Annotated in this window: 19 protein-coding genes; 14 read left to right on the top strand and 5 right to left on the bottom strand. The window is 71.6% G+C overall.

The genetic code is table 11. The features are described 5' to 3' along the window. Positions 1–128: 128 nt before the first annotated feature. Complete coding sequence (gene dnaE / locus ABZ877_RS25425) at positions 129–3,668, top strand: DNA polymerase III subunit alpha (protein ID WP_361075022.1); 3,540 nt, start codon at positions 129–131, stop codon at positions 3,666–3,668. Positions 3,669–3,752: 84 nt separating this feature from the next. Here dnaE and ABZ877_RS25420 read toward each other — a convergent pair whose 3' ends face one another. Continuing rightward, a complete protein-coding gene (locus ABZ877_RS25420) occupies positions 3,753–3,929 on the bottom strand; it encodes a hypothetical protein (RefSeq protein ID WP_361075019.1) in 177 nt (58 codons plus the stop codon). A 286-nt stretch (positions 3,930–4,215) separates the two neighbouring features. Here ABZ877_RS25420 and ABZ877_RS25415 point away from each other — a divergent pair, with 286 nt between their 5' ends. The 4 genes from ABZ877_RS25415 (at position 4,216) to ABZ877_RS25400 (ending at position 8,125) form a co-directional block, all read left to right on the top strand. Next, positions 4,216–5,454, top strand: a complete 1,239-nt coding sequence (locus ABZ877_RS25415) for an NYN domain-containing protein (RefSeq protein WP_361075017.1) — start codon at positions 4,216–4,218, stop codon at positions 5,452–5,454. Positions 5,455–5,593: 139 nt separating this feature from the next. Further along, entirely contained in the window at positions 5,594–6,574 is a 981-nt protein-coding gene (locus tag ABZ877_RS25410; RefSeq protein ID WP_361075107.1) for an ABC transporter ATP-binding protein, read from the top strand. Next, entirely contained in the window at positions 6,571–7,410 is an 840-nt protein-coding gene (locus tag ABZ877_RS25405; protein WP_361075015.1) for an ABC transporter permease, read from the top strand. The genes ABZ877_RS25410 and ABZ877_RS25405 overlap by 4 nt, the downstream gene beginning before the upstream one ends. Before the next feature lie 34 nt (positions 7,411–7,444). Further along, positions 7,445–8,125: a DUF2567 domain-containing protein gene (locus ABZ877_RS25400; RefSeq protein ID WP_361075013.1), complete on the top strand. Its 681-nt coding sequence runs from the start codon at positions 7,445–7,447 to the stop codon at positions 8,123–8,125. On the opposite strand, the gene ABZ877_RS25395 is transcribed toward ABZ877_RS25400, so the two are convergent. The 4 genes from ABZ877_RS25395 to ABZ877_RS25380 form a co-directional block, all read right to left on the bottom strand. Beyond that, complete coding sequence (locus ABZ877_RS25395) at positions 8,105–9,079, bottom strand: dihydrodipicolinate synthase family protein (RefSeq protein ID WP_361075011.1); 975 nt, start codon at positions 9,077–9,079, stop codon at positions 8,105–8,107. The two genes, ABZ877_RS25400 and ABZ877_RS25395, sit on opposite strands and share 21 nt — an antisense overlap. 467 nt (positions 9,080–9,546) lie before the next feature. Next, positions 9,547–10,047: a Cys-tRNA(Pro) deacylase gene (gene ybaK / locus ABZ877_RS25390; protein ID WP_361075009.1), complete on the bottom strand. Its 501-nt coding sequence runs from the start codon at positions 10,045–10,047 to the stop codon at positions 9,547–9,549. A 28-nt stretch (positions 10,048–10,075) separates the two neighbouring features. After that, positions 10,076–10,861, bottom strand: coding sequence for an LON peptidase substrate-binding domain-containing protein (locus tag ABZ877_RS25385; RefSeq protein WP_361075007.1), 786 nt, complete (start codon positions 10,859–10,861; stop codon positions 10,076–10,078). Between the two features lie 56 nt (positions 10,862–10,917). Then, positions 10,918–12,429, bottom strand: coding sequence for an oxidoreductase (locus ABZ877_RS25380; protein WP_361075105.1), 1,512 nt, complete (start codon positions 12,427–12,429; stop codon positions 10,918–10,920). Between the two features lie 254 nt (positions 12,430–12,683). Here ABZ877_RS25380 and hisD point away from each other — a divergent pair, with 254 nt between their 5' ends. The 9 genes from hisD to ABZ877_RS25335 all read left to right on the top strand — a co-directional run bounded on the left by hisD (position 12,684) and on the right by ABZ877_RS25335 (position 19,571). Next, positions 12,684–14,006, top strand: coding sequence for a histidinol dehydrogenase (hisD, locus tag ABZ877_RS25375; RefSeq protein WP_361075005.1), 1,323 nt, complete (start codon positions 12,684–12,686; stop codon positions 14,004–14,006). Beyond that, positions 14,003–15,103: a histidinol-phosphate transaminase gene (locus ABZ877_RS25370; protein ID WP_361075003.1), complete on the top strand. Its 1,101-nt coding sequence runs from the start codon at positions 14,003–14,005 to the stop codon at positions 15,101–15,103. The genes hisD and ABZ877_RS25370 overlap by 4 nt, the downstream gene beginning before the upstream one ends. Further along, positions 15,100–15,693, top strand: a complete 594-nt coding sequence (gene hisB, locus ABZ877_RS25365; RefSeq protein WP_361075001.1) for an imidazoleglycerol-phosphate dehydratase HisB — start codon at positions 15,100–15,102, stop codon at positions 15,691–15,693. The genes ABZ877_RS25370 and hisB overlap by 4 nt, the downstream gene beginning before the upstream one ends. Before the next feature lie 3 nt (positions 15,694–15,696). Then, the gene (locus ABZ877_RS25360) at positions 15,697–15,861 is read left to right on the top strand and encodes a hypothetical protein (RefSeq protein ID WP_361074999.1); all 165 of its coding nucleotides are present in this window, start codon (positions 15,697–15,699) and stop codon (positions 15,859–15,861) included. A gap of 8 nt (positions 15,862–15,869) precedes the next feature. After that, positions 15,870–16,517 (top strand): imidazole glycerol phosphate synthase subunit HisH, encoded by a 648-nt coding sequence (hisH, locus tag ABZ877_RS25355; protein WP_361075103.1) that lies wholly within the window; start codon positions 15,870–15,872, stop codon positions 16,515–16,517. Next, the gene (gene priA, locus ABZ877_RS25350) at positions 16,517–17,248 is read left to right on the top strand and encodes a bifunctional 1-(5-phosphoribosyl)-5-((5-phosphoribosylamino)methylideneamino)imidazole-4-carboxamide isomerase/phosphoribosylanthranilate isomerase PriA (protein ID WP_361074997.1); all 732 of its coding nucleotides are present in this window, start codon (positions 16,517–16,519) and stop codon (positions 17,246–17,248) included. The genes hisH and priA overlap by 1 nt, the downstream gene beginning before the upstream one ends. Next, positions 17,245–17,658, top strand: a complete 414-nt coding sequence (locus ABZ877_RS25345; protein WP_361074995.1) for a RidA family protein — start codon at positions 17,245–17,247, stop codon at positions 17,656–17,658. Before priA ends, ABZ877_RS25345 begins: the two co-directional genes overlap by 4 nt. Beyond that, a complete protein-coding gene (hisF, locus tag ABZ877_RS25340; protein ID WP_361074993.1) occupies positions 17,655–18,410 on the top strand; it encodes an imidazole glycerol phosphate synthase subunit HisF in 756 nt (251 codons plus the stop codon). Before ABZ877_RS25345 ends, hisF begins: the two co-directional genes overlap by 4 nt. Positions 18,411–18,692: 282 nt before the next feature. Beyond that, a complete protein-coding gene (locus tag ABZ877_RS25335; protein WP_361075101.1) occupies positions 18,693–19,571 on the top strand; it encodes a dienelactone hydrolase family protein in 879 nt (292 codons plus the stop codon). The last annotated feature ends 1 nt before the right edge of the window (position 19,572 follow it).

Below are 19,572 nucleotides of genomic sequence, written 5' to 3'. Positions count from 1 at the left end.
CGGGTGTTCCTGTGTCCCGTCCAACGCCCGACCGTACTCCGGAGTGCCCGTCGGCTGTCACCACACGGTCGTAGACTTCCAAGTCGTCCCCGTCCCGTCGCCGCCAGTTCGCCTTTGGAGCAGCAACCGTGTCAAAGCCGCCCTTCACGCACCTGCACGTCCACACCCAGTACTCGCTGCTGGACGGTGCCGCTCGCCTGAAGGACATGTTCAACGCGTGCAACGAGATGGGCATGACGCACATCGCGATGTCCGACCACGGCAACCTGCACGGGGCGTACGACTTCTTCCACTCGGCGCAGAAGGCGGGCGTCACGCCGATCATCGGCATCGAGGCGTACGTCGCCCCCGAGTCGCGGCGCAACAAGCGCAAGATCCAGTGGGGCCAGCCGCACCAGAAGCGCGACGACGTGTCCGGTTCGGGTGGTTACACGCACAAGACGATCTGGGCGGCGAACAAGACGGGCCTGCACAACCTGTTCCGGCTGTCCTCGGACGCGTACGCCGAGGGCTGGCTGCAGAAGTGGCCGCGCATGGACAAGGAGACGATCTCCCAGTGGAGTGAGGGGCTGATCGCCTCCACCGGGTGCCCCTCCGGTGAGCTGCAGACCCGTCTGCGCCTCGGCCAGTTCGACGAGGCGCTGAAGTCGGCCGCCGAGTACCAGGAGATCTTCGGCAAGGACCGGTACTTCCTGGAGCTGATGGACCACGGCATCGAGATCGAGCGCCGGGTCCGCGACGGGCTCCTGGAGATCGGCAAGAAGCTCGGCATCCCGCCCCTGGTGACGAACGACTCGCACTACACGTACGCGCACGAGGCGACCGCGCACGACGCCCTGCTGTGCATCCAGACGGGCAAGAACCTCTCCGACCCGGACCGCTTCCGCTTCGACGGCACCGGCTACTACCTGAAGTCGACCGACGAGATGTACGCCATCGACTCCTCGGACGCCTGGCAGGAGGGGTGCCGCAACACGCTCCTGGTCGCCGAGCAGATCGACACGACCGGCATGTTCGAGAAGCGCGACCTCATGCCGAAGTTCGACATCCCGGAGGGCTTCACCGAGGTCACCTGGTTCCAGGAGGAGGTCCGGCGCGGCATGGAGCGCCGCTACCCGGGCGGCGTCCCCGAGGACCGGCAGAAGCAGGCCGAGTACGAGATGGACATCATCATCCAGATGGGGTTCCCGGGGTACTTCCTGGTCGTCGCCGACTTCATCATGTGGGCCAAGAACAACGGCATCGCGGTGGGCCCCGGCCGAGGCTCCGCGGCCGGTTCGATCGTCGCCTACGCCATGGGCATCACCGACCTCGACCCGATCACCCACGGGCTGATCTTCGAGCGGTTCCTCAACCCCGAGCGCGTCTCCATGCCCGATGTCGACATCGACTTCGACGAGCGCAGGCGCGTCGAGGTGATCAGGTACGTGACCGAGAAGTACGGCGCCGACAAGGTCGCCATGATCGGCACCTACGGCAAGATCAAGGCCAAGAACGCGATCAAGGACTCCGCGCGCGTGCTCGGCTACCCGTACGCGATGGGCGACCGGCTCACCAAGGCGATGCCCGCCGACGTCCTCGGCAAGGGCATCGACCTCGACGGCATCACCAACCCCAGCCACCCGCGCTACAGCGAGGCGGGCGAGATCCGCTCGATGTACGAGAACGAGCCGGACGTGAAGAAGGTCATCGACACCGCCAAGGGCGTCGAGGGCCTGGTCCGGCAGATGGGCGTGCACGCGGCCGGCGTGATCATGTCCAGCGAGCCGATCGTCGACCACGCCCCGATCTGGGTGCGCCACACCGACGGCGTCACGATCACACAGTGGGACTACCCGCAGTGCGAGTCGCTCGGCCTGCTCAAGATGGACTTCCTGGGCCTGCGCAACCTCACGATCATGGACGACGCCGTCAAGATGGTGAAGGCGAACAAGGGCATCGACCTGGAGATGCTCTCGCTCCCGCTCGACGACCCGAAGACCTTCGAACTGCTCTGCCGCGGTGACACCCTCGGCGTCTTCCAGTTCGACGGCGGCCCGATGCGCTCGCTCCTGCGCCAGATGCAGCCCGACAACTTCGAGGACATCTCCGCCGTCTCGGCCCTGTACCGGCCGGGCCCGATGGGCATGAACTCGCACACGAACTACGCGGAGCGCAAGAACGGCCGCCAGGAGATCACGCCGATCCACCCGGAGCTCGAGGAGCCCCTGAAGGAGACGCTCGGCCTGACCTACGGCCTCATCGTGTACCAGGAGCAGGTGCAGAAGGCCGCGCAGATCGTCGCCGGGTACTCGCTCGGCGAGGCCGACATCCTGCGCCGCGTCATGGGCAAGAAGAAGCCCGAGGAGCTGGCGAAGAACTTCGTCCTGTTCCAGGAGGGCGCGAAGAAGAACGGCTACTCGGACGAGGCGATCCAGGCGCTGTGGGACGTCCTGGTGCCGTTCGCCGGCTACGCGTTCAACAAGGCGCACTCCTCCGCGTACGGCCTGGTCACCTACTGGACCGCCTACCTCAAGGCCAACTACCCGGCCGAGTACATGGCGGCGCTGCTCACCTCCGTCAAGGACGACAAGGACAAGTCCGCGGTCTACCTCAACGAGTGCCGCCGCATGGGCATCCGCGTGCTGCCGCCGAACGTCAACGAGTCGGTGCACAACTTCGCCGCCCAGGGTGACGACGTGATCCTCTTCGGCCTGGAGGCGGTGCGCAACGTCGGCACCAACGTGGTGGACTCGATCATCCGGTCGCGCAAGGCGAAGGGGAAGTTCGAGTCGTTCCCCGACTACCTCGACAAGGTCGAGGCCGCCGCCTGCAACAAGCGCACCACCGAATCGCTCATCAAGGCGGGCGCGTTCGACACGATGGGCCACACCCGCAAGGGCCTCACCGCGCAGTACGAACCGATGATCGACAATGTCGTCGCGGTCAAGCGCAAGGAGGCCGAGGGGCAGTTCGACCTCTTCGGCGGCATGGGCGACGAGGACAGCAACGAGCCGGGGTTCGGCCTCGACGTCGAGTTCACCACCGACGAGTGGGACAAGACGTATCTGCTCGCCCAGGAGCGGGAGATGCTCGGCCTGTACGTCTCCGACCACCCGCTGTTCGGGCTCGAACACGTCCTGTCCGACAAGGCGGACGCGGGCATCGGGCAGTTGACCGGCGGTGACTTCTCCGACGGCGCCGTCGTCACGGTCGGCGGCATCATCTCGGGTCTCCAGCGCAAGATGACCAAGCAGGGCAACGCCTGGGCGATCGCGACCGTCGAGGACCTCGCGGGCTCCATCGAGTGCATGTTCTTCCCGGCGACGTACCAGCTCGTCTCGACCCAACTGGTCGAGGACGCGGTCGTGTTCGTCAAGGGCCGCCTCGACAAGCGCGAGGACGTGCCGCGCCTGGTCGCCATGGAGATGCAGATCCCCGACCTGTCCAACGCGGGCACCAACGCGCCCGTGGTCCTCACCATCCCGGCGCTCAAGGTGACCCCGCCGATGGTCAGCCGCCTCGGCGAGATCCTCAGCCACCACCGGGGCGACAGCGAGGTCCGCATCAAGCTCCAGGGGCCGCGCAAGACCACCGTGCTCCGCCTGGACCGGCACCGCGTGAAGCCGGACCCGGCGCTCTTCGGCGACCTGAAGGTGCTGCTCGGCCCGTCGTGCCTCGCGGGCTGAGCCGACAGCGTAAGTACTTTTAGAGGGGCGCACCCCGGATCCTGGGTGCGCCCCTCAGGCGTTGCAAAGCTGCGGCGCCGGGCGTCAGTTGTGGCCGAAGCGCTTCTGGTGCTTGCGGGCCACGTCCGACGGGCTGCCCATCAGCGGGGAGTCCGACGACCGCGAGTCCGGCGCCGCCGACCTGGACTGCTCCGGCGTCTCTTCCGTGACGGACGCGCGGTTCAGGTCGCTGTTCTGCTTGCGATTCTTGTTCTTGGCCATGTTGATCTGCCTCCTATGGGGGGAGATTGGGAGATCTCTGGGGCCAGGCGCGTTCAGATTCACATGGGGGGTCAAAGATCGCATATCGGGCAATCACCGTGCGTGACACGGCTGGTCGAGGGCGCGCACATAGCACCTTCACCTCATCCGCCACGCCGAAGATCGAGTTCGGGCCGTTAACCCCCGCCCGGTCGGGCAGACTCGAAGGAAACCCGAAGCGAATCCGCGGGCGCCGCCCCGTGAGCGCGTCCGGACTGTCGTAAGTCGGCGAAAGAGGGTGGATCGCGTGGACCGCTGCATCGTCCTGGTGGATGCCGGATATCTCCTGGGGGCCGCCGCGAGCCTCCTCGCGGGCGAGCCCTCCCGTTCCCGGATCCACGTCGATCACGCCGCCCTCATCCAGGGCCTGCGCGATCGCGCCGAGTCCGAGACCGAGCGCCAGTTGCTCCGCATCTACTGGTTCGACGGCGCCCCCGACCGGGTGCCGCAGCCGGAGCACCGCAGGCTGCGCGTCATGCCCCGCGTCACCGTCCGGCTCGGCGCCCTGACCCGCAGCGACGGCCGCTGGGCGCAGAAGGGCGTGGACGCCGCCATGCACGCCGAGCTGACCGAACTGGCCCGCAACCGCGCCTGCTCCGACGTGGTGCTCGTCACCGGCGACGGCGACCTGCTGCCCGGCATGATGGCCGCCAAGGAGCACGGCGTCGCCGTCCACCTCTGGGCCGTACAGGCCGCCGACGGCGACTACAACCAGTCCGAGGACCTGGTCGCCGAGGCCGACGAGCGGCGCGTCCTCGACCGCATCTGGATCACCAAGGCCGTCCGCGCCAAGGAGATCGGCGGGATCTGCGCCCCGCAGCCCGTGCCGCGCCCCGAGATCGCCGCGATCCTGTCCGCGCCGCTGCCCGAGTCGGCGCCGGCCGCCGCGGGCCGTCCTGTGGACGACCAGGTGGACGCGGCGCCCGCCCGGCATGCGCCGGCCGCCCGGCCCGAGAGCGACACGGAGGACCGGACCAACGCCGCCAAGGGCGTGCCCACCCCGAAGGACCTGGCCGCGCTGCGCGGCCCCGGCACGCCGCCCCCGCCGGCCGTGCAGCAGCCCACGAGCGCGACCTTGCGCTGGTCCAGTGACAAGGGCTGGGTCGAGCGCCCCGGCGGCGGCGGTGAGCCCCCGGAGGCGGCGTCCCTGCCGACGCTCGCCCAGCTCACCACCGCCGAGCAGCGGTGGGCCGACCGCGAGGAGGACATCACCGCGGTCAGCGGCGACCCCTACGAAGTCGGACAGGTGTTCGCCCGGCGGTGGATGGCGCGCCTCGCCGACCCCGTGCAGCTCCAGAAGCTCGCGACCATGTACCCGCGCGTGCCGCACCGCATCGACGGCGAGCTGCTCCGCTACGCCGCCCGGTTCGGCCTCCTCGCCCACAAGGACGACCAGATCGACGAGCACGACCGGTACGCCATCCGGGCCGGCTTCTGGCGCGAGATCGACGTACGGACCGCCGAACACGCCACGGCGGGGGAGTGACACCCAGGGTGCGCGGGACCCGCCACCCGCCTCATTTGTCCGGCCCCGCGCGCAATGGGGGCCGCCGGACCCCGTACTCTCGTTCCTCGTGAGTACGCGCACCGATGATGCCGCCCCGGACCATGAACGGGACGCTGTCGTGTGCGCGGTACGGGGCCTCAGCAAGACCTACCCCGCCGTGCGCGGGCGGCGCGGGGCGCCCGCGACCCCGCCCGTACGGGCCACGGACGACGTCCGGCTCGACATCAGGCGCGGCGAGATCTTCGGCCTCCTCGGCCCCAACGGCGCCGGCAAGTCCACCCTCGTACGCCAGCTCACCGGGCTCATGCGGCCCGACGCCGGGAGCGTCACCATCCTCGGGCACGACATCGTGCGCCACCCCGAGCGGGCCGCCCGCATCCTCGCCTACCTCGGCCAGGAGTCGACCGCGCTCGACGAGCTGACCGTGTCGCTCGCCGCCGAGACCACCGGACGCCTGCGCGGGCTCCCCCTCAAGGAGGCCCGCGCCGAGCGGGACGCCGTCCTGGAGGAGCTGGGGCTCGCCCCGCTCGCCTCGCGGCCCCTGAAGAAGCTCTCGGGCGGACAGCGGCGGCTCGCCTGCTTCGCCGCCGCCCTGGTCGGCGAGCGCCCCCTGCTCGTGCTCGACGAACCGACCACCGGCATGGACCCCGTGGCGCGGCGCGCCGTATGGGCGGCCGTGGACCGGCGGCGCGCCGAGCGCGGCACCACCGTCCTCCTCGTCACGCACAACGTGATCGAGGCCGAGACCGTCCTCGACCGCGTCGCCGTCCTCGACGCCGGACGCGTCATCGCCTGCGACTCACCGGCCGGGCTCAAGGACCGCGTCGCCGGGGAGGTGCGGGTCGAGCTGGTGTGGCGGGAGAAGGCGCCGCTGCACCTCGCCGACGTCGCCGGGCTGCGCGAGCACGCCGTGGAGGCCGGGCGGCGCTGGTCGCTCAGGCTCGCGCCCGAGGCGGCCCGCACCGCCGTCGCCGCCGTCACCGGCGGCCCCGCCTTCGACTTCCTCGACGACTTCACGCTCGCCACGCCGAGCCTGGAGGACGTGTACTTGGCGCTCGGCGGCAGCCGCAGCAGCGTGAAGGGCCTGGTGAAGGCATGACCGTCGTATCCGCAGAGCCGTCCGCCGACACCGTGCGGCAGCCCGTCGACGGCGCCGGGCCGGCCGCCACGGCGCTCGACGACGGACTCGCGCCCCGCGCCCGCTTCCTGCCGTCCCTCGCCGCCGTCTACCGCGCGCAGCTCTCCCGCGCGCGCGTGGCGCGCATCCCGCTGCTGTTCGTCGCGACGTTCCAGTCCATCGGCATCATGATCCTCATGCGCGGCGTCGTCGACGCGGGCGGCAGCGAGGCGCGCGCCGTCGTCGCGGGCTCCGCCGTGCTCGTCGTCGCCTTCGTCGCGCTGAACCTCCTCGCCCAGTACTTCGGGCAGCTCCGCGCCGCGGGGGGCCTCGACCACTACGCGACCCTGCCCGTGCCCCCCGCGTCCGTGGTCCTCGGCGCGGCGGGGGCCTACGCCTCCTTCACCGTGCCCGGCACCGTCGTCACCGCCGTCGCGGGCTGCGCCATGTTCGACCTGCCGCTGACCCACCTGTGGGTGCTCGCCGCCGTGATCCCGCTCGCCGGGGCCGCCCTCGCGGGGCTCGGCGCCGCCCTCGGGCTGCTCGCGCCCCGGCCCGAACTCGCGACCCTGCTCGGCCAGTTGGGCATGTCGGCGGCGCTCCTCCTCGGCGTCCTTCCCGCCGACCGGATGCCGCGGATCGTGCAGTACGCGCGTGATCTGCTGCCCTCCACCTACGGCGTCGAGGCGTTCGCGCGGACCTTCGGCGACCACCCCGACTGGTCGACCGTCCTGCTCGACCTGGGCGTCTGCGCCGCCGTCGGCGTCGCCTCGCTCGCCGTCGCGGCCTGGGCGTACCGGCGGGCCGCCGTCCGGTGACGCGCCCGGCGGGCACGCCTGGCACGATGGCAGGGTGACCGCACCGCTGACGCCGCCGCCCCATCAGCCCCCGCACAACAACGGGCACAGTGACCCCTGGCAGGCCCCCGACCCCATGACGCACGCCCTGCCCCCCGCGCCGTCCACCGCCACGGACGACGGACCCGGGCTGCGGACCGAGGTGCGCGAGGCCGCCGTGGTGACCGTCGGCGTCGCGCTCCTCGGCCTGCTGCTCGGGGCGCTGTGGCTGTGGCTCGCGCCGCGCGTGCCGCTCGTCTCGGACAGCACGGCGGTCTACCTCAAGGACACCGAGGGCGAGCAGGCCATCGGCATCGACGGCACGTTCACCCTGCTCGGCCTCGCGTTCGGGGCGGTCACCGGCGCCCTCGTCTTCCTGTGGCGCAGGCGCGGCGGCGTCCCGCTGGTGGTCGGGCTCGCGCTCGGCTCACTCCTCGGCGGCCTGCTCGCCTGGCGCTTCGGCATCTGGCTCGGGCCCGCGCAGGACGTGGCCGCGCACGCCAAGGAGGTCGGCAAGGGCGTCGTCTTCGACGCGCCGCTGGAGCTGAAGGCCAAGGGGGCGCTGCTCGCCTGGCCGCTGGCCGCCCTCGTGGTCCACCTGGCGCTCACGGGGCTGCTCGGCCCGCGCGAGCCCGACCCGTACGCGGGGTACTACGCGCCCCGGCCCGCGCACGACTCACCCGACAGCAAGGGCTGAGGCCGCCTCCGCCGGGAGCAGCCCCGCCGCCACCAGACCACGGCGTACGCGCGCGGTCTCGGCCGCGTCCAGCGCGATCTGGGGCGCCGCCGTCGCCGGGCAGTCGATGACGCCCTGGAGGTGGACGGCCGCCTTGAACGCGCCGAGCGCCGAGGACGAGCCGCCCATGCGCGCCGGGTCGCCCGCGTCCACGATCGCGAACAGCGCGGCGAGGCGGTCCTGTGCGCGCCGGGCGGCGTCCCAGTCGCCGGCGCGGGCGGCCTCGTACAGCCGTACGTAGCCGTGCGCGTCCACATTGCCGAGGCCCGGGACGACGCCGTCGACGCCCGCGAGGAGGGCGCCGTCCACGGTGAGTTCGGAGCCGGTGAGCACCGAGAAGGCGGGGGCGGCGGCGCGCAGCGGGGCCAGCAGGCGGCGCAGGGAGCCCTCGTCGCCGCTGGAGTCCTTGAGCCCGGCGAGCGTGCCGTCGGCGGCGAGCGCGAGGACGGTGGCGCGGTCCAGCTTGGTGTGGGTGGCGGCCGGGATGTCGTACGCGAACACGGGCAGGCCGGCGGCCGCCGCGAGCCGCCGGAAGTGGTCGGCGGTCTCCGCCGGGTGCGTGCGCGCGTAGAACGGGGCCGTCGCCACGAGGGCGTCCGCGCCCGCCTTCACCGCGTCCTTCGCCCGGTCCAGGACGCGCGGGGTCGTCGTCTCGATGACCCCCGCGAGCACCGGGACCCGCCCGGCCGCCGCCTCCACGGCGGCCTCCAGGGCGGCGCGGCGCTGTCCGTCCGTCAGAAACGCCCCCTCGCCACTCGAACCCAGCACGAACAGGCCGTGCACCCCGGCGCCGATCAGATGCGCGGCCAGCCGCCGCATCGACACCATGTCCACCTCGCCGTCCGGCGTGAGCGGCGTGATCAGGGGCGGTACGACACCGCGCAGGGGGGCGGGGAACGGGGCGCGGAGAGGCATGGCGGTGGTCTCCCGGGGCGGCTCGGCACGGCACGGCGAGGTGACGCAAGGTAGGACGTGGGACGTCCCACCTTGCTGGTGACAGTGCGCCACCTACAACGCAGGTGTCAAGACCCAGACACCCAGCACCGCCCGCGCCCTGACCTGCCGTGAGCGCCCCGTAGTGCCTCACCGGCCTGCCGTGCCTCACCGGCCTGCCGTGCCTCACCGGCTTCACCGTGGCTCGCTGTGCTCTTCGCCGGCTCCGCCGTGTCTCAGCGGCCCATCGTGTGTCGCGCAGGCCCGTTGTGCCTCACCGGCCTCACCGTGGCCCGCCGCGCTTCACCATGGCCCGCCGTGCCCCGCCCTGCCTCAAGCGGGGCGGCGTCCGTGGTTGGCCTTGCCCTTTTTGATTCGCCATTTGCGCTTGCGCGTCCTCTTCGACATGTCCTTGGTGCTTAGCCGAAGCGGCGCGGGCCGTCGAGGGGTCACGCACGCCCGATGGGGGCGAGCACCGCGTCGGTCAGGTCCGCGAGGGACTTCGGCGCCAGTTCGACCTCCAGGCCGCGGCGGCCCGCCGAGACGCAGATCGTGGCGTGCCGTTCCGCCGAGGAGTCGATGACCGTACGCAGCTTCTTGCGCTGGCCGAGCGGGGAGATGCCGCCGCGCACATAGCCGGTGGTGCGCTCGGCGAGCGCCGGGTCGGCCATGGTGGCGCGCTTGCCGCCGACCGCCGAGGCGAGCGCCTTGAGGTCGAGCTGGCCCGCGACGGGCACGACGGCGACCGTGAGCTGCCCGTCGACGTCCGCGACGAGCGTCTTGAAGACGCGGTCGGGGGAGACGCCCATCGCCTCGGCCGCCTCCTCGCCGTACGAGGGGTGGGCGGGGTCGTGCTCGTAGGAGTGGACGGTGAACGCGGTCCCGGCGGCGGTCAGCGCCACCGTGGCCGGCGTCCCCCCGGACTGCTGCTTCTTGGCCTTCTTCGCCAACGTGCCGGTCCTTCGAGAGTCGTGAGGGCTAGTTGCGGCTGGTGGCCTGGCGCGTCAGGTCCACCGCGGGCAGCGACGGCAGGTGCCGGATGATCGCCGTCTCGGCGCGCAGGAGGGTGAGTTCGTCGCGCAGCCGGGACGCCGCGTCCGGGGCCTGGAGCAGCCGCTGCCGGGTCGGCACGTCGAGCACGGCGGCGGCCGCCACCAGGTAGGAGACGACCGACGGCTCGTCGGGCAGCTCCGCGCCGGTCGCGAGGGTCCGCTCGCGGGCCCCGGCCAGCCGCTTCTGGTAGGTGCGGAACGCGCGGAGGACGCCTTCGGCGAGGGCGCCCGCCTCGTCGCCGTCCTCCTCGGGCAGCTCCTCGACCTCGGCGGTGAGATAGGGGCCCGAGGCGTCCACGGAGTGCAGCCTGACCCGGCGGGTGCCGGTGGCGAGGACCTCGAAGCTGCCGTCGGCGCGCTCGCGGATCGTCGCCGCGTCCGCGATGCAGCCCGTGCCGTGGAACGACTTCAGCGGGTCGTCGCCGAACCCGGCCGCGGGGCCCGCGCCCGCCTCCTTGGTGGTGGCGTCGTCGGGCATGCCGGACGCGCTCGGCGCGACCTCGTGGCCGTCGCGGATCGCGACGACGACGAACTGGCGCGGCTCGTCCGACACGGACGGATCGCCGTCCGGGTCGGTCGGGTCATCGGGGGACGCCTTCAACAGGTCGCGCATCAAGGCGCGATAACGCTCCTCGAACACGTTCAACGGAAGCACGAGCCCCGGGAACAGCACCGAGTTGAGCGGGAAGAGCGGAAGCCGGACGGTGGTCACGACGGTCAAGCGTAATGGTCGCCGGAGCAGGACGGTCCGCCGCACAGCGGCGGTTCCTAGTTGCGGCGCAGCAACCGTGTCGTCCCCGCCGCCACCGTCGTCGCCAGCGTCCAGCCGAGCATCACCATGACCGCCGCCGCCCACTGCCAGCCGCCGCGCAGTTGCCAGCTGCTGGCCTGGCCGAGATCGATCACCGGGAGCAGGAGGTCGAGGGCGAACAGGGTCGAGTCCCACTGCGGCCCCTCGCCCGGCTTCATCGGCGGATGGTCGGCGTGGCGGAAGGCGAACGCGCCGACCGCCCACAGCACCGCCATCCACACGGCGGCCCGGCCCGGCCGGTACCCGTAGGCCACCGTCCAGTCCTGCACGTAGCCCCACACCTTCGCGGCGAGCGGCAGCGTCTCACGGCGCCGCCGCTGCTTGGCGAGGAGCACCTCGCGCGCGTCGGCGTCCTCGCCGCTGTTGCGCAGCACCGTCGCCAGCCGCTCGTACGGTTCCGGGTTGTACTCGGGGGTCGCCGCCGCGAGCCACTCCAGGCGCCGGGTGAGCGGGAACGGGCCGAACGGGATCAGCGTCTCGTACGCGAAGCCGCCCATCCGCAGCTGTCCGGGCCCGGGCCAGCTCAACGCCTGGTCGACCAGGTTGACGACCTTCGCACCGGACAGCACGACCCGCCCGCGCTCCGGCCGCTCGCCGAGGAAGCGCAGCTCGGGCGTCTGGACGCGGCGCAGCGACAGCTCCTGGTCGTTCTCCATGACGAACCGCGCCGACTCCAGGTCGACGGCGTCACCGAACCGCCCGTCGTCGAGCCGGACCCCGCCGACGCACTGGAAGCTCTGCACGCGCGTGCCGCGCGCGGGCGTGGTGCCCCGGGTCTGCCACGGATTGAGCCCCGCCGGGGTCAGGTACAGGGTCCGCTCGACGGTGAGCTGCGGCGCGTTCAGGGCCCGCCGCCCCTGCGTGTTGCTCAGACGGCTGCCGCGCAGGGACAGCGACACGCCGATGGTGGCGCCGCGCAGACTGACCTCGCCGTGCGTCTGCACCATCTCCGCCTGGAGGTCCTGGCCGACGGAGAGACCGTCCGCCATGAGCGACTTCCCGCGCCGGTCGCGGAAGACGACGGCCTGGTTGAGCAGCAGGTCCGTGCCGATGTGGGCGTCGGTGAGCCGCATGCCGTGGTGGAACCGGCAGCGCGGCAGGTGCAGGTCGCCCTCGGTGTGGACCCGGGCGGCCTCCAGGCGCGGCACGGAGCAGTCGACGATCCGTACCGTGGTGAAGCGCGCCTCGGGCAGCAGCACCTCCTTCTCGAACCGGCACTGGTGCAGCTCCACGTACGGGCTGACGGTGCCGCCCGCCAGGTCGAGCACGTCGGTGATCTGGATGCCCTGGAGCTTGAGCGAGGAGACACGCCCGGAGAGCGCGGGCGGTCCGTCGAGCAGCAGCCAGGCCACGATGCGCGCCCGCACGCTGCGCTCGGGCCCCCAGGCGTGGCCGCCGTGCGGGTCGTCCACGGCGGCGTCGCCGCTGCGCAGGTCGTAGACCGTGCCGTTGCGGAACGCGAGCCACATGCCGACCTCGGCGGCGCTCAGCCCCTCCGGTACGTCCCCGTCGCCACTGCCGGTCGTCGGATTGTTCAAGCCGTGCGCCTCTCCCTGCTCGCGTCACTCCTGGTTCGTACAACCGTTCATGCCCGGTGCGTGACCGTCCGAAAGCCGACGGTGAGGGGATGCGGGAGACTCGCCCGACATCGGCCGAAAACGGACGTGTATCACTCACTGATACGGGCCACCGGCGGAGATCCGGCGTCTGAGAGAATCGGAGTGTGATCTCTCGAATCGATCTGCGCGGCGCCACCCTCCCCGAGGGCCAGGCCCTGCGCTCGCTGCTGCCCCGTGCCGACTTCGACGTCACGGCCGCCCTGGAGAAGGTGCGTCCGATCTGCGAGGACGTACATCATCGTGGCGACGCGGCGCTGATCGACTTCGCGGAGAAGTTCGACGGCGTGACGCTGGACAGCGTGCGCGTCCCGGCCGAGGCGATCGCCGACGCGCTGAAGACCCTGGACCCGGAGGTCCGGGCCGCCCTGGAGGAGTCGATCCGGCGCGCCCGGATCGTGCACCGCGCCCAGCGCCGGAAGACGGAGACGACGCAGGTCGTGCCCGGTGGCACGGTGACCGAGAAGTGGGTCCCGGTGGACCGCGTCGGCCTGTACGCGCCCGGTGGCCGCGCCGTCTACCCGTCCTCCGTGATCATGGATGTGGTCCCGGCCCAGGAGGCCGAGGTCCCCTCGATCGCGCTCGCCTCGCCCGCCCAGAAGGAGTTCGGCGGCCTGCCGCACCCGACGATCCTGGCCGCCTGCGCGCTGCTCGGCGTCGACGAGGTGTACGCGGCGGGCGGCGCCACCGCCGTCGCCATGTTCGCCTACGGCACCGAGTCCTGCCCGCCCGCGCCGATGGTGATGGGCCCCGGCAACATCTGGGTGGCCGCCGCCAAGCGCTACTTCACCGGCGTCATCGGCATCGACTCCGAGGCGGGCCCGACCGAGATCGCCGTCCTCGCCGACGCCACCGCCGACCCGGTGCACGTCGCCGCCGACCTGATCAGCCAGGCCGAGCACGACCCGCTCGCCGCCTCCGTCCTCGTCACCGACAGCGAGGACCTTGCCGAGGGCGTCGTCAAGGAGCTGGCGGCCCAGGTCGCCGTCGCCAAGCACCGCGAGGAGCGCATCGAGCCCGCGCTCGGCGGCAAGCAGTCCGCGATCGTCCTCGTCGACTCGATCGACGACGGCCTTGCGGTCGTCAACGCCTACGGCGCCGAGCACCTGGAGATCCAGACCGCCGACGCCGCAGCCGTGGCCGAGAGGGTGCGCAACGCGGGCGCCGTCTTCGTCGGCCCCTGGTCCCCGGTCTCCCTCGGCGACTACGCGGCCGGCTCCAACCACGTCCTACCGACCGGCGGCTGCGCCTGCCACTCCTCGGGCCTGTCCGTGCAGTCCTTCCTGCGCGGCATCCACGTCGTGGACTACAGCCGCGACGCCCTCGCCGAGATCACCCGGCACGTGGTGACCCTCTCCGAGGCCGAGGACCTGCCCGCGCACGGCGCGGCCCTCAAGGCCCGCTTCGGCTGGAAGGTGCCCAGCGCGTGACCGGCATCGACGACCTCCCCGTACGGGACGAGCTGCGCGGCAAGTCCCCGTACGGCGCCCCGCAGCTCGACGTGCCCGTCCGGCTGAACACCAACGAGAATCCGTACCCGCTGCCCGAGCCGCTGGTCGCCCGCATCGCCGAGCGCGTCGCCGACGCCGCCCGGAACCTCAACCGCTACCCGGACCGGGACGCGGTCGAGCTGCGCACCGCACTGGCCGGGTACCTCACCCGTACCACCGGGTACGAGGTCACCGCAGCGCAGGTCTGGGCGGCCAACGGGTCCAACGAGGTGCTCCAGCAGTTGCTCCAGGCGTTCGGCGGCCCCGGCCGCAGCGCCCTCGGCTTCGAGCCCTCGTACTCCATGCACCCGCTGCTCGCCCGCGGCACGAACACGGGGTGGGTCAGCGCCCCGCGCACGGCGGACTTCTCGCTCGACGTGCCCGGGGCGGTGGAGGCGATCAAGGCGCACAAGCCGCACGTCGTCTTCATCACCAGCCCCAACAACCCCACCGGCAACGCGGTCGCGGCCGACGACGTCCTCGCCCTGTACGAGGCCGCCGGCCGGGACGCGATCGTCGTCGTCGACGAGGCGTACACCGAGTTCAGCCACGGAGAATCGCTCCTGCCGCTGATCGAGGGCCGCCCCAACCTCGTCATCTCGCGCACCATGTCCAAGGCGTTCGGCGCCGCCGGGCTCCGCCTCGGCTACCTCGCCGCCGACCCGGCCGTCGTCGACGCCGTCCAGCTGGTGCGCCTCCCCTACCACCTGTCGGCCGTCAACCAGGCCACGGCGCTCGCCGCCCTGGAGTACACCGACACCCTGCTCGGCTACGTCGAGCAGCTCAAGGGCGAACGCGACCGCGTCGTCGCCGAGCTGACCGGCCTCGGCTTCGACGTCACCGTCGCCGACGCCAACTTCGTCCAGTTCGGTGTCTTCGAGGACCCGCACGCCGTCTGGCAGTTCATCCTCGACCGCGGCGTCCTCATCCGTGACAACGGCGTACCGGGTCGCCTGCGGGTGTCCATCGGCACCCCCGAGGAGAACGACGCGTTCCTGGACGCGGCCCGCGAAGCGACAAAGGAGTTCGGCCGATGAGCCGCGTAGGACGTGTAGAGCGCAAGACCAAGGAGACCTCGGTCCTCGTCGAGATCGACCTCGACGGCACCGGCAAGGTCGACGTCGCCACCGGCGTCGGCTTCTACGACCACATGCTCGACCAGCTCGGCCGCCACGGCCTCTTCGACCTCACCGTCAAGACCGAGGGCGACCTGCACATCGACTCGCACCACACCATCGAGGACACCGCCCTCGCCCTCGGCGCCGCCTTCAAGCAGGCGCTCGGCGACAAGGTCGGCATCTACCGCTTCGGCAACTGCACCGTCCCCCTCGACGAGTCGCTCGCCCAGGTGACGGTCGACCTGTCGGGACGCCCCTACCTCGTGCACACCGAGCCCGAGAAGATGGCGCCGATGATCGGCGAGTACGACACGACGATGACCCGGCACATCCTGGAGTCCTTCGTCGCCCAGGCGCAGATCGCCCTGCACGTCCACGTGCCGTACGGGCGCAACGCGCACCACATCGTGGAGTGCCAGTTCAAGGCCCTCGCGCGCGCCCTGCGCTACGCCAGCGAGCGCGACCCGCGCGCCGCCGGCATCCTCCCCTCGACGAAGGGTGCCCTGTAAGCCATGAACGGCCTCGCGACCGTCCTCATCCTCGTGGGCCTGTTCCTGCTCGGCGGCGTCTACTCGTTCGTCAAGCAGGGCATGGGCAAGAGCCTGATCACACTGCTCTCCATCGGCGCGGCCATGTGTTTGATCGCGGGCGTGCTGCGGCTCGACTACTGGAACTGATGACCCTCATGACTGACTCCTCCGCCAAGAAAGTCGTCGTCTTCGACTACGGGTTCGGCAACGTCCGCTCCGCCGAGCGCGCCCTCGCCCGCGCGGGCGCCGACGTCGAGATCACCCGCGACTACGACAAGGCCATGAACGCCGACGGGCTGCTCGTCCCCGGCGTCGGCGCCTTCGCCGCCTGCATGCAGGGGCTCAAGGAGGCGCGCGGCGACTGGATCGTCGGCCGCCGCCTCTCCGGGGGCCGCCCCGTCATGGGCATCTGCGTCGGCATGCAGATCCTCTTCGCACGCGGCATCGAACACGGCGTCGAGACCGAGGGCCTCGACGAATGGCCCGGCGCCGTCGAACCCCTCAAGGCCGACGTCGTGCCCCACATGGGCTGGAACACCGTCCGCGCGCCCGAGGACAGCCGCCTCTTCGCGGGCCTCGACGCCGACGAGCGGTACTACTTCGTGCACTCCTACGCCGTCCAGGACTGGCAGATGGAGGTGCACAACCCCCACCTGCCCGCCCCCCGGGTCACCTGGGCCACGCACGGCGAGCCGTTCGTCGCCGCCGTGGAGAACGGCCCCCTGTGGGCGACACAGTTCCACCCCGAGAAGTCCGGCGACGCCGGAGCCCAGCTGCTGAAGAACTGGATCGGAACCCTCTGATGGCTCCCAAGCTCGAACTGCTGCCCGCCGTCGACGTCCGCGACGGACAGGCCGTCCGCCTCGTCCACGGCGAGTCCGGCAGCGAGACCTCCTACGGCTCCCCGCTGGAAGCCGCCCTCGCCTGGCAGTCCGCCGGCGCCGAATGGCTGCACCTGGTCGACCTCGACGCCGCGTTCGGCACCGGCGACAACCGCGCCCTGATCCGCGAGGTCACCGAAGCCATGGACATCAAGGTGGAGCTGTCCGGCGGCATCCGCGACGACGACACCCTCGCCGCCGCCCTCGCCACCGGCTGCACCCGCGTCAACCTCGGCACCGCCGCCCTGGAGACCCCCGAATGGGTCGCCAAGGTCATCGCCGAGCACGGCGACAAGATCGCCGTCGGCCTCGACGTCCGTGGCACCACCCTGCGCGGCCGTGGCTGGACCCGCGACGGCGGCGACCTCTACGAGACCCTGGAGCGCCTCAACTCCGAGGGCTGCGCCCGCTACGTCGTCACCGACATCGCCAAGGACGGCACCCTCCAGGGGCCCAACCTGGAGCTGTTGAAGAACGTCTGCGCGGTGACCGACCGGCCGGTGGTCGCTTCGGGTGGCGTGTCGTCGCTCGATGATCTGCGCGCCATCGCCGAACTCGTCCCGCTCGGCGTCGAGGGCTCCATCGTCGGCAAGGCGCTCTACGCCAAGGCGTTCACCCTGGAAGAGGCGCTCGCCGCCGTGGCGTCGTCATGAGCGACGTCGTACGCCGGGTGGACACGGGTGGCCCCTGGGAGGAGTCCATCGGCTACTCCCGCGCCGTCGAACTCCCCAACGGCCTGGTCCTCGTCTCCGGCTGCACCTCCGTGGTCAACGGCGTCATCGACGCCGGAACCCCCTACGAGCAGGCGCTCAACGCCTTCGGCGTCGCCCTCGACGCGCTGAAGAAGGTCGGCCTCGGCCGTGAGCACGTCGTGCGCACCCGCATGTACCTCACCCACGCGCGCGACGTGGACGACGTGGGCCGCGCCCACAAGGAACTGTTCGGCACGGTGCGGCCCGCCGCCTCCATGCTCATCGTCGCCGGGTTCATCGATCCGAGCCTGGTCGTCGAGGTGGAGGTCGAGGCCTACCGCCCCGCCGACACCGGGGGAGCGGTCCAGTGAGCCTCGCCGTACGCGTCATCCCCTGCCTCGACGTCGACAACGGGCGCGTCGTCAAAGGCGTCAACTTCCAGAACCTCCGCGACGCCGGTGACCCCGTCGAGATGGCCAAGGTCTACGACGCCGAAGGCGCCGACGAACTGACCTTCCTCGACATCACCGCCTCCTCCGGCAACCGCGAGACCACCTACGACGTGGTGCGCCGCACCGCCGAGCAGGTCTTCATCCCGCTCACCGTCGGCGGCGGCGTCCGCACCGCCGAGGACGTGGACAAGCTGCTGCGGGCCGGTGCCGACAAGGTCGGCGTCAACACCGCCGCCATCGCCCGCCCCGAACTGATCCGCGAGATCGCCGAGCGGTTCGGGCGGCAGGTCCTCGTCCTCTCCGTCGACGCGCGGCGCACCGAGACGGGTTCCTTCGAGGTCACCACCCACGGAGGACGCCGGTCCGCCGGGATCGACGCGGTCGAATGGGCCCACCAGGCCGCTGAGCTGGGCGCCGGGGAGATTCTGCTCAACTCCATGGACGCGGACGGGACGAAAAACGGGTACGACCTCGAGATGATCGAGGCGGTCCGCAAGCACGTGTCCGTGCCGGTGATCGCGTCCGGCGGGGCCGGGCGGCTCGAACACTTCGCGCCTGCCGTCGGGGCGGGGGCGGATGCGGTGCTCGCGGCGTCGGTGTTCCATTTCGGGGATTTGCGGATCGGGGACGTCAAGTCGACGTTGCGCTCCGCGGGTTGGCCGGTGCGATAGCGCCGTTCGTTCTCTGTGTCATCGCCGGGTGCGGCATTCGTCGTGGCTGGTCGCGCAGTTCCCCGCGCCCCTGGAGCATGCGGCTCCGCCGCAGCCCCATGGGCGCCTGAGATGGCGCACGCAGTGCGCATCTCAGGGGCGCGGGGAACTGCGCGACCAGCCACGGTGGGCCCGCAGACGGAACCGGTGATTTCGCCGATGCACGATCAGCCAGGGACCCCGCACCGTGGTCGCTGTCAGAGATCAACCCCTCCCCCCGAGAGGACCGCATCCGTGCTGAAGATGCGAACCCGTCTGATCCGCACCGGCCTCGCCACCCTCCTGGCCATAGGCGGCGCAGCCACGGCCGCGACGGCCCAGGCCGCCCCCACCGCCGCCAACCCCTACGAGCGCGGCCCCGCCCCCACCGTGTCCAGCATCGAGGCGACGCGCGGCCCGTACGCCGTGTCGGAGACCAGCGTGTCGTCGCTGAGCGTCACCGGGTTCGGCGGCGGGACGATCTACTACCCGACGTCGACGGCGGACGGCACGTTCGGCGCCGTCGCGATCTCCCCGGGCTACACCGCGTACCAGTCGTCGATCGCCTGGCTGGGCCCGCGCCTCGCCTCGCAGGGGTTCGTCGTGTTCACCATCGACACGAACACCACGCTCGACCAGCCGGACAGCCGGGGCCGGCAGCTCCTCGCCGCGCTCGACTACCTGACCCAGCAGAGCTCGGTACGCGGCCGCATCGACTCCAGCCGGCTCGGTGTCATGGGGCACTCCATGGGCGGCGGCGGCACGCTCGAAGCCGCCAAGAGCCGGCCGTCCTTGCAGGCCGCGATCCCGCTCACCGGCTGGAACACCGACAAGACCTGGCCCGAGATCAAGACGCCGACGCTCGTCGTGGGCGCCGACGGGGACACCGTCGCACCGGTCGCCACGCACTCCGAGCCGTTCTACACGACCCTGCCGAGCACGCTCGACAAGGCGTACCTGGAGCTGCGCGGGGCCACCCACTTCACCCCGAACAGCTCCAACACGACGATCGCGAAGTACAGCATCTCGTGGCTGAAGCGGTTCATCGACGACGACACCCGCTACGAGCAGTTCCTCTGCCCGCTGCCCTCGCCGAGCCTGACGATCGCGGAGTACCGGGGCAACTGCCCGCACACCTCGTGAG

Source organism: Streptomyces sp. NPDC046939 (assembly GCF_040644575.1).
Taxonomy (GTDB): domain Bacteria; phylum Actinomycetota; class Actinomycetes; order Streptomycetales; family Streptomycetaceae; genus Streptomyces.
The sequence above is the reverse complement of the archived record's forward strand: the minus strand, read 5'-3'. Positions and strand labels throughout refer to the sequence as shown.